Consider the following 16,214-nt stretch of genomic DNA (forward strand, 5'->3'; position numbering starts at 1 on the left):
GTGGAGAGCCCCCTCCACCACGCCCTACGGGCGCGGTCCTCCTCCCCGCTGAGCGGGGAGGATCGGGTCGGTCAGAAGTTCGCCCTCAGCCCGAGGCGGAAGGCGCGGCCGACCACGTCGTACAGCGTCGGCGTGGTGATGTTGCCGGGCACCGTCTCGCCGTCGCGGTTGAAGACGTTGTCGACCTTGGCATAGGCCTGGAACGCCGGGGTGAAGCGGTACGACGCCGCGAGGTCGACGTAGAGCGCCCCCGGCACGCGGTTATAGTCGTAGGTCGGGTGGTTGACGGTCGAGACCGGGCAGTTCGTCTGGCAGACGATGTTCTCGTTCGAGAACACGCCCGCGCTGAACCAGCGCTCCTGCACCGTGAGGCTGACCGTGTCGGTGCTCCAGTCCTGCGACGCCAGCACCTTCCAGTGCGGCACCGCGGTGGCCTCGATGTTGGTCCCGGCGAGCTGGCGCGGGATCGTGCCGGGCAGGCCGGTGTCCTGCACGAAGTTGATCGTGTGCGTCGCCAGCCCGCGCAGGCTGAGCCGCCCCGGCAGGCCGATGCCGTCGAGTTTGGTGGTGTAGCTCGCCTCGATGTCGAGCCCGTCGGTGAAGATCGAGGCGAAGTTGAACGGCTGCACCGTGACATACGCCGAGTCGAGGTTGCTCAGGTCGAACGAGCCGCAGGTGAACTGCACCCCGCCGTAGCACAGGTTGATCTGCGTCTGCGCGTCGAGCGCCGAGATGGCGTCGTCGATCTTGATGCGGAAATAGTCGACCGACAGGCTGAAGCCCGGCAGCCAGCTGGCGCGCGACAGCACGAAGCCGACCTCGGTGTTGCGCGCGATCTCCGGGGTGAGCGCGCGGTTGCCCGTGGTGGTCTGCAGCACCGTGATCGAGCGGTTGCCGTTGAACGGGTCGATTGTGCCAGTGCGGTTGCTCGTCACCGGCGCGGCGAACAGCTCGGAGAGGTTGGGCGCGCGGATGTCGCGCGAGGTCACGCCGCGCAGGCGGAAGCCGTCGAGCGGCGTGTCCCAGGTGCCGCCGACCTTCCAGGTGTAGACCGTGCCCGAGGTGCTGTAGTTGGTCGCGCGCCCGGCGACGTTGAGGTTGGCGCGGCCGATCGACTCGCTGTCGAACAGCGGCGCGTTGAACTCGAGGTAGGATTCGAGCACGTCATAGCCGCCGCTGCCGTTGCGGTAGTTGCCCGCGTACCAGTTGCCGCCCTGCGGGTTCAGCAGCGGGTCCGCCGGGTAGTCGTCGGTATAGCCGTTCCCGGTCAGCACGCCGTTGCCGTACGGGTCGGCGGTGACGCGGTAGAATTCGTGGCGGAACTCCGCGCCGAAGGCGACCGCGAGCGGTCCCGCGGGCAGCGCGACCGGCTCGCCGCTGACCGAGAAGCTCGCGACGTCCTGGGTCTGGCGGGTGTGCTGGTACGGGCCGTTCTGCGGCTCGACGTAATAGCGCGTCGCGTCGGTCGGCGCCTGGCCGCCGAAGACGTTGAGCGGGGAACAGCCGCTCGCCACCGCGACCGGGTCGGCGCAGGTGATCACGCCGTTGGCGCCGCGCACCGCCTGGATCGCGGCGCGGTAGCGCGGCATCAGCGGGATGTTGTTGACGTTGATGTCGGTGATGCCGGTGCCGTGCTCGTAATAGGCATCGTAGCGCCAGTCGGTGCCGAACGCCGCGACCTTGCCCTTGGCGCCGACCACGCCGCGATACTGGTGCCGCCGCGTGTTGACGTCGATGAAGTCGAACATCGGGTTGACCGTGCCGAAGCGGAAGCTGGTGATGCCATTGGCCGCACAGGCCGACTGGATCGCCGCCGGCACGAACGGGTTGGCGCACTGGATCGTCAGATTGTCCTGCGCCGAGCCGGGGTTGGGCGTGTTGCTCGTGTCGACGCGCGCCACGTTGAGCGTGGCGTAGATCTCATTGTCGGGATCCACGTCGAAGCCGATCCGGCCGTAGGAGTTGAGCCGCGTGATCTCGGACTTGAAGCTGTTGCCGTTGGTGACGCTGCCGCTGAGATCGCCGCCGATGCACGAGCCCGGCAGACAGCCGGTGCCGTAGCGGAACGGCACCGGGTTGCCGTTGACGTCGAAGGCGGTGCCGGCGAGCGGGCCCGCGTTGATCAGGCCGTAGCGCCCGAACAAGGTCGACTGGACGTGGTCGCGCACGAGATATTGCGGCAGCCCGTCGGTGGTGATGCCGCGATTCTGCACGCCGCGCGCGGTGAGCCAGGTGCGGCCGTTGGGCCCGTCGCCGTTGGGATCGTTGCCCACGCCGAAGCCGGCCGAGCGGATGCCGTCCTCGTGGCTATACTCGCCGCTGACGATCAGGTGCAGCCGGTCGCCCGCGAGCGACTTGCCCGCGGCCGCCTGGACGGTCCAATTGGCGTCGTCGCCATAGGTGCTGATCCCGCCGAGGATATTGGCGCGGAAGCCGGTGAAGCGCGTGTTGGTGACGAAATTGACCACGCCGCCGACCGCGTCCGAGCCGTAGGAGGCCGAGGCGCCGCCGGTGACGACGTCGACTCGCTCGATCAGCAGCTGCGGGAAGAGGCTGACGTCGGCGACGCCGGTGACGTTGGCGCCGACGACGCGCTGGCCGTCGATCAGCGTCAGCGTGCGGATCGGCTGGAGGCCGCGCAGGCTGAGCGTGCTGAGCCCCTGCACGCCGGTCGAGGTGCCGTTGGCGCCCACTGTGGCCCCGGTCGAGCCCTGCAGCGCGGGCAGCTGCGCCACCGTGGTGAAGACGTTGGGCTGGGCGTTCTTGGTGATCGCCTCGTAGCTCAGCACCTGGGTCGGCGTCGGCGCGGTGAAGCCGCTCGAGACGATGCGCGAGCCGGTGACGACGACGTCGCGCGCGGGCTCCTCCGCCTGGCCCTCACCCGCCACGTTGGCAGCGGTGGTGCTGCCGGTCGCGCCGTCGGCGGGCTGGTCGGTGGTGACGCCGGGCGCCACCTGCGGCTCGCTCGCCGACACCTGCCGCGCGGTCGCCCGGGCCGGCGCGAACATCGCCGCGACCGGGCCGAGCACGACATAGGTCTGCGGCCCGCTGCGCTGCGCGCGCAGCCCGGTACCCTCGAGCAGGCGCGTCAGCGCGGTGTCGACGCTCATCGCACCGCGCACCGCGTTGGTGCGCTTGCCGCGGCTGAACGACCGCGCCGCGACGATCTGCACGCCCGCCTGGCGGCCGAGCGCGGTGATCGCGCTCTCGGCCGGCTGCGCGGGTATGTCGAACTGCTTGGCCTGCGCGATCGCCGGCTGCGCCGCCACCACCACCGCCGCGCCCGTCGCGAGCCACAGGTGCCGCCTCATTCCCCCCATCATTCCACTCCTCACGGTCTCGTTTCTTTCCCGTGCTGGTGGAGAGACGTGAGCGGTGAAGTTCCTTCCACGTTGGATGTATTTTTCGCGTGGCCGATGCGGATCGCCGCGGTGTCGGAGGTATCGAGCGGCACCCCGAAGCTGTCGTGCAGCGCCTTCGCGAAGCCTTCCGGGTCGTCGGTGCGGAAGATGCCGTCGATCTGCTCGCCCGCCAGCCGCGGGTCGGCGAGCACGAGCTTGCGGCGGTTGTAGCGATTGAAATCCTCGACCGCGTGCGCGACCGTCTGGCCGCTCAGGTCGATCGCGCCCGAGCGCCACGCTAGCGCGCGGTCGACCGCCGAGGGCGGCCCGTCGCTGACGCGCACCGCCGCGTTGTCGCCGAAGAAGGCGCTCTGCCCCGCCACCAGGCTGGTGCGATAGCCGTCCGCCTGCGCCGCCCAGACCTGCACCACGCCCTCGGTGACGACGATGTCCGCGCCGCCGTCGCGGCGCCGCACCGAGAAAGCGGTGCCGACCGCCTGCACCACCACCTGCCCGGCCTCGACGACGAACGGCCGCGCGGGATCCTTGGCGACGCGGAACCACGCCTCGCCGCTGGCGATGCGGACCTCGCGCCGGCGGCTCGCCAGCGTCACCTCGAGCTGCGTGTCGCTGTTGATCGTCGCGGTCGAGCCGTCGGCGAGCGGGACACGACGGATCTCGCCGATCTCGGTGCGATAGGTCGTGCCCGCCGCCAACCAGAGGAAGCCGCCGACCACCGAGGCGGCGAGCGCGCCGCCCGCCGCCACGAACAGCCCGCGCCGCCGCACCGTCGCGCGCGCGCGCGGCGCCGGCGGGTCGAGCGCGACCCAGCAGGCCTGGGCGTGGAGCAGCGCGCCGCGGCGGCGCGGGTCGGCCGCCATCCACTGCTCGAGCAGCACCTCGTCCGCGGCCGACCAGCCGTCGGCGTCGAGCCGCGCGACCCAGGCCGCCGCCTCGTCGGCGATCTCGCCCGCGCTCTGCTTCATCCCCGCACCTGTCACCGGACCCGTCATCGCCGACGCCCTCCGCGCTGCTCGTGCTCGCCCATCAGTTCGTCCGCGTCCTGCTCGGCCTGGCTCCATGCCTGGCGCAGGAACCGCACGCCGAGCCAGACCTGCTTCTCGACCGCTTTCTCGGTGGTGCCGAGATGCTCGGCGATCTGGCGCTGCGACCAGCCCTCGATCTTGCGCAGCTGGACGATGCGGCGGCAGCGCTCGGGCAGGCGCGCGATCAGGTCGAGCGCCTTGCCATAGGCCAGCCGCCCCGCCGCGAGCTGCTCGGGCGAGGGGCGATCGTCGTGATAGGCGTCGATCTCGGCGATCGTCTCGAGCGGCACGATGCGCTGGCGCTTGAGCCGCCGCACCAGCAGGTTGCGCACGATCGAGAAGAAATAGGCATAGGGGCTGTCGATGTGATCGACCGCCTCCAGCATGGCGAGCCGGCAATAGGCCTCCTGGATCAGCTCGTCCGCATCCTCGGGGGCGGTGCCCGCGCGCCGCAGCCAGGCGCGGACGCGATGTTCGTGCGGCAGAATCTCGCGCGCCACCCAGACGGCGGTCTGCCGCCTGCGCGCGGCGTCGATCGCGCCTCCTGCCGTCCCGCCCGCCATCTCGTCCTTTCCGGTTCCTCGCTGGTGCCGCTGACGGTTGAGAGGCGCGGCGCGGCGATTTCCTTCCCCGCTGGCCCATGTGCGCGACGCGATCGATGACCGCCGACGCAGGGCACGCGCTACCATCGTCGCGCGTCGGGGTCGCCACGTTTATGCTGGGGGGGGGCGAGCGGGGTGGATAGGGCGTGCCGCACCCCATGACCATCGTCGCGGCTCTCGCACGCTGATTCAGCCGCGCCGCGAGACGCTCCCGGGGGGATGGCAGCGCTGGATCCTTTCACCGACGGCCCATGCGCCCCGGCCCGGCGGGTACCAATCAAGATCCGGTGCGGACGTCCCTTGTACGGTTGACGCTGCCCTGACGCGAGGCCGTGCGCTGCGGCGCGGTGCGTCCGGCTCCACCCGCCCCGTCCTCCGCCGGACGCTCAGTGTCGCGCCGTGGAGAACAGGTTGATCACGAGCGTGCCCGCCAGGATTAGCGCGATGCCGAGCAGCGCCGCCGCGTCAAGCCGCTGGCGATACACCAGGAGCCCGACGAACGAGATCACCACGATACCGATGCCCGACCAGATGGCATAAGCGATGCCCATCGGGATCACGCGCAGCGCGACCGACAGGCAGTAGAAGGCGGCGGCGTAGCCCAGGACCACGACGACTGAGGGGAGCGGCCGCGTGAACCCGGCCGTCGCCTTCAGCGCCGAGGTGGCGACGATCTCGAACCCGATCGCTCCCGCAAGATAGAACCAGTGCATGCGATGCTATCGGCCCAACCGCCGACCGCGATCAAGCGTGGGTTCGCGCGAGCAAGCGCGACCTTCGCTCGTCGTACGGTATCGTTTGGCTCGGAGACGTACCGCTGGATCAGGCCTTGAGCCGCGGCACGTCCTTTCCGATCCGCGCGCTCGCTACCCGCGACCCGAACCGTCGCTGGCAGCCGGTGCGCCTGTTCACGGTCAACAAGGGCGGTCGCAGCATCCTCTCTTGCAAGCCGGCCTTCACTTCGATCAACACGACGGCATTCGACGCCTCGTGCTACGACACCGCCGCCGCGTGTTAAACGTCGACGCACGCGTGCGGATCTGATCACGCCGCGTAACGCCGTTGGCCACGCGCTCGACCAAGGCTCCCTCCCCTGCTAGCCGACCCGCTGCTGGACGGTGCAAGCGAGCGACCGTACGCCGGCGAGCAGGGTGCAGCGGTGCATCATCGGTCGGTTGGACAGCGGTTGCTCGCCCACGCCTCTGTGGCCTGCGCGCGCCTGGAAGGATCCGCGCTAGTAGAAGGCACCGATCGTATACGCGCCCCAGAGAAGGGGTGAATGGGACGAAGCGGGCCGGTCGCTGCCTCTTCTCTGATGCGAGAGACGGGATGAAGGCGAGAGGTCGCGCGGTTGCCGCGCGCGAGTGCGGCCACCGCCAGCGATCGGTCGGGTGAATCAATCGCGCGCCAGTGATTCAGACAAGTCGTCGGACGGCCGTCCACGCGCGCGCTAGCATCGCCACATGGATATACTTCCCTACGATCCGCTCGAACTGGTGGCGATCGACGATACACTCGGGGTACGCCGGCGCTGGTCGGTGGTCGCGGCGCGCGACCTGTTCGGGCGGATCGTCGTCGAGACCAGCTGGGGTCGACTGGGTGGGCCCGGGCGGCGGTTGCAGCGTGACTTCGGCGACGAGCGTGCCGCGGCCCGCTACGTGCGCGCGCTACTGGCCCGACGCGCGACGGCGACGCGCCGGTTGGGCGTCGGCTATCGAGCTCTACTCCCCCTCCCCTTCTCTCCTCTCCTCTCCCTTAGCTCAACATCTCACCCGGGTTAGAGGGTTAGATATGGAGTTAAGAGGTTACGCCCGCACCTACAGGGCGCAAGTGCACGATTTCGCGCGAGTCGCGCCGCCTTCACCGTTCCCGATGTATCGTCGAAACGTTCCTGATGTATCGACGCTCGCGTTCCCGATGTATCGACGGATCGTTCCCGATGTATCGTTGACCGTTCCCGATGTGTCGACACTCTGGATCAGCGACCGCGCGCACCGCGCCGTTTGAATCAGTTCATGACATCCGGCGCTCGCGCATGTTCAGACGCTGGCTCGACCCGTTATGGCGGAGACATCAGGGGCGGGGCGAGCCGATACATCGGGAACGCGCCGGTCGTCCGCGCCGCAGATCTCAGCGCAGCAGGTGGCGATTCTTGGCGTCGAAGCGGCGCACGAAGCCGATGAAGGCACTCTGGTAGCTCACCGGCGTGCGCGCCGGATCGGCCTCGACCCAGGTGCGGAAGTCGGCGTGGAGGGTCTGATAGTCCCAGCCCGGACACTCCGCGCGGAGCGTCGCCAGCGTCGCCGCGGTGATCTCGCCGAAGCTGGCGCGCGTCGAGAGGCTGGTCACGCTGCGGCGGACCAGCGCGCTGACATCGAGATCGGCGGGCGCGAGCAGGTCCGCCTCCCCTGCCCTGCCCTCGGGCGCGGCGGGCGCGACGGTGCCGGTCGGCGATGCCTCAGCCGGTGTCGCGGCGGGCACGGCGCCGCCGCGCGAACGAGGCGGCGCGACGGACGCCGACGCCGGGTTCGCGACCGATATCGAGGCAGACGGCCGCGCGTCCTCGGCGCGGCGGCGCATGCGCAACGCCGGCTCGCGCTTGCCCTCACCTGGCTCGATCACCAGCGCGAAACCGGGCAGTTCGTCGCGCTCGGCGATCTTGGCGATCTCGAACTTGAAGCGGCGATACTGGCCCTCGGCGCCCGACTTCTCGAACAAGGTCGGCAGCGAGATGGCGAAGCCCCCCTCCCCTGCCCCGCCGGCGTGCTTGCGCGCGACCTTGTAGAGCCAGCGCTCGCGCCCGCCGGTGATGTCGAAATAGGCGCGGTCGATCGACAGCACCCCGCCGGACATCAGCACGCCCTCGTAGAACCAGTTGGACAGCTCGATCGTCATGCCGCGCGATCGCTCGGTGCGCTCGTCGACCAACTGGGCCCAGCCGTCGAGCCAGCTGAACGTCGCCTCGCGTCGCGACCGCGCGTTGGCGGGTGCGCCCGCGTCGGCGCGGATGTTGGTCTTGACCGTGGTCGCGACCAGTCGGTCGAGCGCCTGGCCGAGCAGCTCATAGGCGCGCCCGGTCGGCTCGCGCCCGATCGCGCGCAGCAGGTCGAACGGCATGACGTGGAGCTTGCGCGGCACGTCGTTCGCGCCGCGTCGCGCCATGTCGGCGAGCATCGAGGCGCAGTAGATCAGGATGTCGGCGTCCCAGATCGTCGCCATGCCATATTCGGCGCTGGCCGAGACATGCACCCAGGTCTTGCCGTCGGGCGAGCGATAGTCGATCGGCTTGACCCGCTTCGACTTGGCCAAGCTGAAGAACGGGCGCTCCATCATCTCGCGCTGGTCGCGCAGCGGCAGGTCGGCGAGATAGGGGAGGAAGAGCTCGAACTGATCCGACACGGCCTCGCGGCGCGCGCGCGTCATGCCGCCGCTCCGAGGTTTCCCTGGGGAAACGTGCGGGAGGGGCAGGGTCGGTGTTTCCCCGGGGAAACACTCTGATCCACGGTGACGATCTTCCGACCTGGCGCGCTCCACCCGCGCGGGCGGCATTTCCCCGGGGAAACATGGGCTGCCGCAGCGACGCGAGTGCCTGCCACGCTCGAAGCTACCCCCCGCTCGTGGCGCACGAATGTTGAGAATGTTGAGCCGCCGGCGCGTTTCCCCGGGGAAACATCGCGTGCGGCGGGGCGGCGCGGCGTCACGGCCGCAGCCCCCTGCCCTCGTCCTCCAGATGCGCCAGCGCCGCGCGCAGCGCCTCGGCGAGCTCGTCCGCGCCGGCACCCGAGCCCGCGTGCAGACGCACCGTAACGCCCTGGCGGTTGACCGACTGGATCGTCAGCGCCGGGCGCCCCGCGGCGCCGTGCCAGGTCCAGGGCTCGGGCGGCGCGGTGCGCACCAGCGGCGCCGCGAGCAGACGACGCACCACCTCGGCCGCGCCCCATAAGGTCACCGCCTGCTCGCGCCGGAACGCCTGATCCGCGGCGAGCACGCGCGCCTCGGCGAGGATCGCGGCCGCCGACCGCGGGTCGTCGAGCGCCTGCGCCAGCGCATAGCCAGGCTTGAGCTGCACCTCGGCCGGGCTGGCGAAGGCGGCGATCACCTCGTCGGGCAGCGTCGCCACCTTGAGCATCTTCGAGAGCCAGCCCTTGGAGAGCTTGAGCCGCTCGGCCATGCGCGTCTGGTGGTTGCCGTAATGCGTCGCCAGCGCGGCGCGATAGTTGCGCGCGCGCTCGAGGTCGGAGACATCGGCACGCGCGCGGTTCTCCAGGTCGGCGAGGCGGAAGGCGGCCTCGTCGTCGAGCTGCGCCACCTGTGCCAGGAAGGGTAGATCGGGGTAGCTGTTCGCACGCAGCCAGCTGATCGACCAGTGGCGCCGCGTCCCCGCGATCACCTCGTAATCGTGCGCGGGATCACCCTCGACCCGGCGCACCACCGCGGGCACCTTCTGGCCACCCTCGGCGATGATCGAGTCGATCAGCTCGCGGCAGCTCGCCTCGCTGAGATGCGCGTAGCTGCGCGCATTGCCGGACCAGACGCGCACGCGCGCGGGGTCGAGCAGCAGCTGGGTCACCTGGCGCACCTCGCCGCTGGCCACCCGCGCCAGCGCCGACTCGCGCCCCAGCAAGGTGGTGGCGCGCGCGCGCTCGGGCGCCGCCTCGCGGACCGGCGAACGCGAAGGGGCGGGGGCAGGGCCTTCCGCCTCCTCGGCGAGCAGCGCGGCGAGATAGTCGGATTGCTTACGTGCCATGGCGCACCTCCGTCACGGAACATAGGCGGAACGAGGGCATGTAGGACAGCCCCGCCCGGCCCGGACCTGCGTCATGCCGCAGCATGGATCACCGCCTCCTCGCTGGCGGGCTCGACCCGGCCCCAGCCATGGCGGACGAGCTGCTCGACCTGGCGCAGCGCCTCGTCGAGGTTGGCGCGGCAGCGCTTGTGCGTCTTGGGCGTGCCGATCGGCTTGTCAAGCTCGTAGATCGTCATCATCCGCATCGCGGCGTGGCTGATCTCGGCCGAGTCGAGGATCGGCACCGGCAGCAGCGCGGCGCCGAAGCTCTGCTCCATGATCGCGCGCACCATCGCGTGGCTGGGATCGTTGGCGTCGTATTTGGAGCAGATCAGCCGGACGAACTGATAGTCGACGTCGATCCCCGCGCCGGTGAGCTGGTGGAGCACCTGGTCCATCATCGACAGGAACTGCACCGTCGAGCAGAAGTCGGGCGTGGTCGCGGCGAGCGGCACCAGCAGCGCGTTGGCCGCCTGCATCACCGCCAGGCTGATCGTGCCGAGCGCGGGAGGGGGATCGAGCAGCACGATGTCATAGTCGCGCGCGAGGTCAGACAGGCCGCGCTTGAGCTTGCGGAAGCGCGCCGCCAGCACCGAGCCGCCGTCGCTGCCCGCCGCGGCGAGCTCATATTCGACGTCGAACAGCTCGAGGTTGCTCGGGATCAGGTCGACATTGGGCCAGGGAGTGCGCTTGACCGCGTAGCTCAGGTCGGTCTGCGTCGGGTCGATCGACAGATAGGGGTACAGCGTCTCGTCGCGCGTGACGTTGAAATGCGGGTTGAAGCCGAACAGCGTGGTGGTGGTCGCCTGGCTGTCGCAGTCGACGACGAGGACGCGATAGCCCTGCACCGCGAGATAGTGCGCGAGGTGGGTGGTGACGGTCGACTTGCCGACGCCGCCCTTGAAATTCTGCACCGCGACGATCGCGGGCACGTCGAGCGGGGCGCGGGCAGGGGAGGCGCCCAGCACCTCGCGCATGTGGAGCAGCTCGGGAATGGTATAGCCGAGCCGCCGCCCGGTCTCCGAGGCGGGGGCGGGGGGCAGGCGCCCGTCGTCCTCGGCCATGCGGATGCGGTTGGTCGAGCAGCCGAGCAGCTGGGCCGCCTCGGCGATGCCGACGCGCACGTTGAGCCCCTTGCGGCTCTCGGGCAGGAAGGCCTTGCGGCGCAACCGCTCGATCATCCGCTCGCCGGCCTCGGCCAGATCGCCGATCTGAGTGACGACTGAATTCATCGCGTGTGAACCGCCCATGATTGAAGCTTATATGGCGTTACGGTACATGGGAAGGTGAAGTCGGGCAAGGGGAGGGGCCGAGAGGTGCAGGCGACCGCGCACGGCTCAGGGAAGACGGATTTATCTGCCTTCCCCCATGGGAGGATCGGGGGTGGGGCGTATCCACGAACACCGCGCCAGCGGAGGCACCCCACCCCAACCCCTCCCCTGAAGGGGAGGGGCCCGGCGTCGGTTCGCCTATACGAAGTTTATCCGAGTTTACAGGATTGCGCTAACTTGCCATAACATCGCTATGGACCCGCGCCGCAATCCCTTCGCTCCCGGCGCCGGCACGCCGCCGCCCGAGCTCGCCGGGCGCGAGCCGCTGCTCGAGCGGAGCCTCGTCGCGCTCGACCGCATCCGCGCCGGGCGGCCGGCGCGCTCGACGATCTTCTACGGGCTGCGCGGCGTCGGCAAGACGGTGCTGCTCGGCGCGGTGCGCGACGCGGTCGAGGCCGAGCGCATGCTGGCGGTGACGATCGAGGCGCCCGAGCAGCGCTCGCTCCCCGCGCTGCTGGCGCCGTCGCTGCGCGCCGGGCTGCTGCGGCTCGATCGCGGTGCCCGGGCAGGGGAGGGGGTGCGCCGCGCGCTGCGCGCGCTCGCCGGCTTCGCCAAGCTCAAGGTGAAGTACAGCGACTTCGAGGTCGCGCTCGATCTCGAGCCTGAGCCTGGCCTGGCCGATTCGGGTGACCTCGATCTCGATCTCGCCGACCTGATGGTGGCGGTGGGCGAGGCGGCGCGCGAGCGCGACAGCGCGCTGGTGCTGATCGTCGACGAACTGCAATATGTCGCCGAGGACCAGCTCGCCGCGCTGATCAGCGCGCTCCACCGCGCCAACCAGAAGCGTCTGCCGGTGACGCTGGTGGGGGCGGGGCTGCCGCAGCTGCTCGGTCAGATGGGGCGCGCCAAATCCTATGCCGAGCGGCTGTTCGAGTTCGTCGCGCTCGGCCCGCTCGACGCCGCGGCCGCGGCCGACGCGATCCGGCTGCCGATCGAGCGCGAGGAAGAGGCGATCCAGCCCGAGGCGGTCACCGCGATCGTCGCCGACACGCAGGGCTATCCCTATTTCCTGCAGGAATGGGGCAAGCACAGCTGGGACGCGGCCGACGTCTCGCCGATCACCGCGGCCGACGTCGCCGCGGCGCGCGCGGCAGCGCTGGCCGAGCTGGACGCCAGCTTCTTCCGCGTCCGCTTCGACCGGCTCACCCCGGCGGAGAAGCGCTACCTGCGCGCGATGGCGACGCTGGGGCCGGGGCCGCACCGCTCGGGCGACGTGGCGGAGGCGCTCGGGGTGAAGGTCTCCTCGGTGGCGCCGACGCGCAATAGCCTGATCGCCAAGGGCATGCTCTACAGCCCCGCGCACGGCGACACCGCCTTCACGGTGCCGCTGTTCGATCAGTTCATGCGCCGCGTGATGCCGGGGGAGGGGGGGTTAGCCCGCGGCGGAGCCGGTCGTGCGCGCTAGCGGCGTCGGTACGTCCTGCACGACCGGCGCCGCCAGCCCGAGCGGGCTCGCCGCCTCGAACCGCGCGACCACGCCCTGCGTCACCGCGTCAAGCGCGGCGTCGGAGAAGAAACCGCCCGGCACCAGGCAGCGGTCGATCAGCACGCGACGGAAGGCGGCGAACACCGCCGGGTCGGGCGCGACGGGATCGCGCCAGAACGCGTCCAGCCCGCGCTGATCGGTGATCCCGGCGATGTCATAGACCGCCTGGCCGAGCGCGATCACGGGCACCCCGGCGGCGAGCGCGAGCGTGCCGCTGGTGCTGTTGATCGTCACCATGCCGCGCGCGGCATGCGCCACCGGCACGATGTCGCCGCTCTCCATATAGTCGATCCGGTCGGCCACGCCGTGGCGCGCCGCGAGCGCCGCCGCCTCGCCGCACCAGTCGCGCACGCCATTGTCGAGCGGATGCTCCTTGATCACGAGGCGCAGCTCGGGCGGGGCGTGGCGCGCGAACGACTCGATCACCAGCCGCAGCGCGTCCGAGATGCCGGCAAAATCCGAGTGGAGCCGGATCTGCGCGTCCGAATCGAGCTGGAGCGGGAACAGCACATAGGGCTCGCCACGGCCGAGCAGCCGCTCGACCAGCAGGCGCGACCGTTCCGCCGCCTGGCGGCGCCGGCGCAGCCGCCGGATCCAGCCCGCCGCCTCGACCAGCGGGTGCCACGGGCGGTGGTTCTCCCAGTGCGGGTAATACCAGCGCGTGAACACGTCCGCGCTGTTGTACACCACCGCCTCGGCGGCGCGGCGCCGGAACGAGGAGGGGACCTGGCGATGCTCGGGCGCGGGCGGCAGGCGCGCCGCTTCGGCGAGGTACCAGGCCGGGTCGCGCGGCAGGCTGGAATGGCCGTTGACCCCGCCCGGCTCGAACGTCACCCAATCGGGGCGGATATAGCCTTCCTCGAAGACGTGGACGGGCACGTGCAGCGCGCGGCAGGTGGCGATCGCGGCGATGTGGAGCGGGCGGCAGTCGCCGAACAGGATCACGTCGGTGATGCCGCGCTCGCGGATCAGCGCGGCCAGCGCGTCGGGCCAGTCCGCCGGCGCGCCGCGATAGTCGACCCCGCCCGGCAGCCGCCAGAACAGCCGGTCGCCGCCGTTCAAATGGACCTTGTGCACGCCGTAGCCGCGCCGCCGCAGCGCCTGGCCAACGCGGCGGAACAGCGGCCCCATCAGTCCCTGGAGCAGCAGGATCTCGCGCCGCTGCGGCAGCGGCGTCGCACCGGGCGCCGCGATCTTCGGCAGCGCGTCCGGGATGAGCGGCAGGTCAGTCATCGTGCCGCGATACAGCGGTTCTCGCGCCGAGGCGACATGACAATCGCGTCTCGTCGACCTATAGCGCCGCACGGTCGCGTGCCGCCGGGCCGCCGCCCCATCCTCGAGCGAGTGCGCGGCCGTAGCGTGACGATCCCCGTCCTGTCCTATCTCCTGCTGCTGCTCGCCGCGCTCGCGCTCGACGCGACGGTGCGGCCGCGCGCGCGCCGGCTGCGGCGCAGCGGACGGGGCAGCGCGGTGCTGCTGGTGGTGATGACGATCGTCTTCGGGCTGGGTCTCGCCGTGACGGGCAACGCGCCCGCGGCGGCGCTGCTCGCGGCGGCGCTGCTGGCGGTGCTCGCGATCGCGTCCAACGCCAAGCGCGCGGTGCTGGGCGAGCCGCTGCTCTTCTCCGACCTCGCGCTGATCGGCGCGATGGTGCGCCATCCCGGCTTCTACCTGACCGCGCTGTCGCCGGCGCAGCGCGCGCTCGGCGTGCTGGGCGCGCTGGCGCTGCCCGCGGCCCTGGCCTGGCTGTTCGTGCCGCGGGTGATGCCGCACCTCGCCGGCGCCGCGATCGCCGCGGTCGCGCTGGCGGCGCTGGCGGGGCTGCTGCGCCGGCGGTCGTTCGCCGCGCTGGCGCGCGTGCCCGACGCCGAGGCCGATCTCGCGCGCCACGGGCTGGTGGCGACGCTGCTGCTCTACTGGCGGCGCTGGCGCGCGCAGCCCGACCCGCCCGCGCTGCCCGGCGACCGCGAGCCCGGCCCCGCGCCCGGCCCCGAGCTGGTGATCGTCGTCCAGTGCGAGTCCTTCGCCGACCCGGTCGCGCTCGCGGGCGCCGCGCCGCTCCCCGGGCTGGAACGCGCGCGCGCGGCGGCGTGGCAATGGGGCGAGCTCCACGTCAGCGGCTTCGGCGCCTATACGATGCGGACCGAATATGGCGTGCTGTTCGGGCGCGACGAGGCGGCGCTCGGCTTCCGCCGCTACGATCCCTTCCTTACCGCGGCGGGGGAGGCCAGTTACGCGTTGTCGGCGCGGTTGCGCGGGCGCGGCTATCGCACCCTGTTCGTCCACCCGCACGACCTGCGCTTCTACGGGCGCGACCGGCTGATGCCCGCGGTCGGCTTCGAGCGACTGGTGGGCGAGAAGGCGTTCGCCGCGGCCGCACCGGGCACCGGGCGCTACGTCGACGACCGGACGCTCGGCACGGCGCTGGGCGCGCTCGCCGACGCAGCGACCGCGCCCACCTTCGTCTACGCGGTGACGATGGAGAACCACGGGCCGTGGGGGAAGGAGCGGATCGCGGGCTCGCCCGGCGGGCTCGACGCCTATCTGCACCACCTGCGCGGCGGCGACGCGATGCTGGGCGCGTTGATCGACCATCTCGAGCGCGCCGGCCGTCGCGCGGTGCTGGTGTTCTTCGGCGACCATCGCCCGAGCATCCCCGGGGCGATCGCGCCCGGCCCCGAGCGCCACACGCCCTATGTGATCCTCCGCCTCGGCGATCGCACGGGGGAGGGGGGCGAGCCCGGCCGCCGCGTCGATCTCACCCCGGCGTGGCTGCATCACGCCATCCTGGCCGCGGTCGCAGAGCCCTAAGGCGGGTTGGCCTGGTCGGGCGCCAGCGCGCGCAGCAGGCGGTCGCGCACGCGGCGCGGGAGAAGGCGATCCACCCAGCGCAGTGCCGCGAAGAACCGCGGCAGCGTCAGTCGCGGCTGCCCGCGCTCGCACGCGCGCGCAATCCGCGCCGCGACCCATTCGGGGCGCCGCGTCAGCCACGCCGGCGCGGGGACGAGCCGGCCGCCGGGCGTGTCGAACGGGCCCGGCTGGACCAGCAGCACGCGCACCCCGCGCGGCGCGACCGCGACCCGCAGCGCGTCGGCGAGCCGCGCCAGCCCCGCCTTCGAGCCCGCATAGGCCGCGGCGAAGGGCAGCGAGTGCGCCGCCGCGGCCGAGCCGATCAGCACGATGTCGCCGCGTCCGCGCGCGGCCATGCGCTGGGCGAGGTCGGCCGCCATCGCGCCGGGGGTGACGAAATTGACCAGCCCGAGCCGCACCACCGCCGCGGCCTCCTCCACGGTGCGCCCGCGGCCGCGCACGTCGCCGAGCCCCGCCGCGAGGATCGCCAGGTCGATCGCGCCGGCGGCGTCCTCCGCGGCGAGCGCGTCGAGCGCGGCGGCGCTGTCGGCGAGGTCGAGCGAGCGGACCTGCGCGGTCGCGCCGGCGCGACGACAGTCCGCGGCGACCGCCTCGAGCCGCGCCGGATCGCGCGCCCACAGCAGCAGCGCGCGGCCGGGCGCGGCATGGTGACGCGCCAGCGCCGCGCCCAGACCGCTCGACGCACCGGTGACAAGGATGCGGCGCCACGGCCCCGCGGCTTGATCGGGATCAATCATCATGCTGGTACGCT

The 16,214-nt window shown here is 71.5% G+C and carries 13 protein-coding genes; 4 read left to right on the forward strand and 9 right to left on the reverse strand.

Features of this window, described 5'->3' with window-relative positions; translation table 11 throughout:
• Positions 1 to 71 precede the first annotated feature (71 nt).
• From FHY02_RS20090 to FHY02_RS20105, 4 genes are all read right to left on the reverse strand, one after another.
• Positions 72 to 3,311: a TonB-dependent receptor gene (locus tag FHY02_RS20090; RefSeq protein ID WP_260173020.1), complete on the reverse strand. Its 3,240-nt coding sequence runs from the start codon at positions 3,309 to 3,311 to the stop codon at positions 72 to 74.
• A 20-nt stretch (positions 3,312 to 3,331) separates the two neighbouring features.
• Complete coding sequence (locus FHY02_RS20095; RefSeq protein ID WP_183925614.1) at positions 3,332 to 4,327, reverse strand: FecR domain-containing protein; 996 nt, start codon at positions 4,325 to 4,327, stop codon at positions 3,332 to 3,334.
• A 23-nt stretch (positions 4,328 to 4,350) separates the two neighbouring features.
• A complete protein-coding gene (locus FHY02_RS20100) occupies positions 4,351 to 4,950 on the reverse strand; it encodes an RNA polymerase sigma factor (protein WP_221198755.1) in 600 nt (199 codons plus the stop codon).
• Between the two features lie 425 nt (positions 4,951 to 5,375).
• Complete coding sequence (locus FHY02_RS20105; protein ID WP_183925616.1) at positions 5,376 to 5,702, reverse strand: multidrug efflux SMR transporter; 327 nt, start codon at positions 5,700 to 5,702, stop codon at positions 5,376 to 5,378.
• A 116-nt stretch (positions 5,703 to 5,818) separates the two neighbouring features.
• Here FHY02_RS20105 and FHY02_RS20110 point away from each other — a divergent pair, with 116 nt between their 5' ends.
• Positions 5,819 to 6,007 carry a hypothetical protein gene (locus FHY02_RS20110; protein WP_183925618.1) on the forward strand — a complete coding sequence of 63 codons (189 nt, stop codon included), beginning with the start codon at positions 5,819 to 5,821 and terminating at the stop codon, positions 6,005 to 6,007.
• A 445-nt stretch (positions 6,008 to 6,452) separates the two neighbouring features.
• Entirely contained in the window at positions 6,453 to 6,770 is a 318-nt protein-coding gene (locus FHY02_RS20115; RefSeq protein ID WP_221198756.1) for a WGR domain-containing protein, read from the forward strand.
• A 349-nt stretch (positions 6,771 to 7,119) separates the two neighbouring features.
• Here FHY02_RS20115 and FHY02_RS20120 read toward each other — a convergent pair whose 3' ends face one another.
• The 3 genes from FHY02_RS20120 to FHY02_RS20130 all read right to left on the reverse strand — a co-directional run bounded on the left by FHY02_RS20120 (position 7,120) and on the right by FHY02_RS20130 (position 11,007).
• Complete coding sequence (locus FHY02_RS20120; protein ID WP_183925620.1) at positions 7,120 to 8,412, reverse strand: replication initiator protein A; 1,293 nt, start codon at positions 8,410 to 8,412, stop codon at positions 7,120 to 7,122.
• A 274-nt stretch (positions 8,413 to 8,686) separates the two neighbouring features.
• Positions 8,687 to 9,736, reverse strand: a complete 1,050-nt coding sequence (locus FHY02_RS20125; protein WP_183925622.1) for a ParB/RepB/Spo0J family partition protein — start codon at positions 9,734 to 9,736, stop codon at positions 8,687 to 8,689.
• Between the two features lie 71 nt (positions 9,737 to 9,807).
• Entirely contained in the window at positions 9,808 to 11,007 is a 1,200-nt protein-coding gene (locus FHY02_RS20130) for an AAA family ATPase (protein WP_183925625.1), read from the reverse strand.
• Positions 11,008 to 11,299: 292 nt separating this feature from the next.
• Between FHY02_RS20130 and FHY02_RS20135 the strand changes: the two genes are divergently transcribed.
• Positions 11,300 to 12,511 carry an AAA family ATPase gene (locus FHY02_RS20135; protein ID WP_183925627.1) on the forward strand — a complete coding sequence of 404 codons (1,212 nt, stop codon included), beginning with the start codon at positions 11,300 to 11,302 and terminating at the stop codon, positions 12,509 to 12,511.
• Here FHY02_RS20135 and FHY02_RS20140 read toward each other — a convergent pair.
• On the reverse strand, positions 12,479 to 13,825 hold the full coding sequence (locus tag FHY02_RS20140) for a capsule biosynthesis protein (RefSeq protein WP_183925629.1): 1,347 nt from the start codon (positions 13,823 to 13,825) through the stop codon (positions 12,479 to 12,481). The two genes, FHY02_RS20135 and FHY02_RS20140, sit on opposite strands and share 33 nt — an antisense overlap.
• Before the next feature lie 126 nt (positions 13,826 to 13,951).
• Between FHY02_RS20140 and FHY02_RS20145 the strand changes: the two genes are divergently transcribed.
• Complete coding sequence (locus FHY02_RS20145; protein ID WP_311731892.1) at positions 13,952 to 15,403, forward strand: LTA synthase family protein; 1,452 nt, start codon at positions 13,952 to 13,954, stop codon at positions 15,401 to 15,403.
• Here FHY02_RS20145 and FHY02_RS20150 read toward each other — a convergent pair.
• Complete coding sequence (locus FHY02_RS20150) at positions 15,400 to 16,203, reverse strand: SDR family oxidoreductase (protein WP_260173021.1); 804 nt, start codon at positions 16,201 to 16,203, stop codon at positions 15,400 to 15,402. The two genes, FHY02_RS20145 and FHY02_RS20150, sit on opposite strands and share 4 nt — an antisense overlap.
• Positions 16,204 to 16,214: the final 11 nt, after the last annotated feature.

It is taken from the genome of Sphingomonas sp. BK069 (assembly GCF_014193405.1).
In the GTDB taxonomy this organism is placed as follows: domain Bacteria; phylum Pseudomonadota; class Alphaproteobacteria; order Sphingomonadales; family Sphingomonadaceae; genus Sphingomonas.

Coding starts and splice junctions, on each gene's coding strand:
- FHY02_RS20135 (WP_183925627.1), top strand. CDS start 11,300: ATGGACCCGCGCCGCAATCCCTTCGCTCCCGGCGCCGGCACGCCGCCG.
- FHY02_RS20105 (WP_183925616.1), bottom strand. CDS start 5,702: ATGCACTGGTTCTATCTTGCGGGAGCGATCGGGTTCGAGATCGTCGCC.
- FHY02_RS20090 (WP_260173020.1), bottom strand. CDS start 3,311: ATGAGGCGGCACCTGTGGCTCGCGACGGGCGCGGCGGTGGTGGTGGCG.
- FHY02_RS20120 (WP_183925620.1), bottom strand. CDS start 8,412: ATGACGCGCGCGCGCCGCGAGGCCGTGTCGGATCAGTTCGAGCTCTTC.
- FHY02_RS20100 (WP_221198755.1), bottom strand. CDS start 4,950: ATGGCGGGCGGGACGGCAGGAGGCGCGATCGACGCCGCGCGCAGGCGG.
- FHY02_RS20125 (WP_183925622.1), bottom strand. CDS start 9,736: ATGGCACGTAAGCAATCCGACTATCTCGCCGCGCTGCTCGCCGAGGAG.
- FHY02_RS20140 (WP_183925629.1), bottom strand. CDS start 13,825: ATGACTGACCTGCCGCTCATCCCGGACGCGCTGCCGAAGATCGCGGCG.
- FHY02_RS20115 (WP_221198756.1), top strand. CDS start 6,453: ATGGATATACTTCCCTACGATCCGCTCGAACTGGTGGCGATCGACGAT.
- FHY02_RS20095 (WP_183925614.1), bottom strand. CDS start 4,327: ATGAAGCAGAGCGCGGGCGAGATCGCCGACGAGGCGGCGGCCTGGGTC.
- FHY02_RS20130 (WP_183925625.1), bottom strand. CDS start 11,007: ATGAATTCAGTCGTCACTCAGATCGGCGATCTGGCCGAGGCCGGCGAG.
- FHY02_RS20150 (WP_260173021.1), bottom strand. CDS start 16,203: ATGATGATTGATCCCGATCAAGCCGCGGGGCCGTGGCGCCGCATCCTT.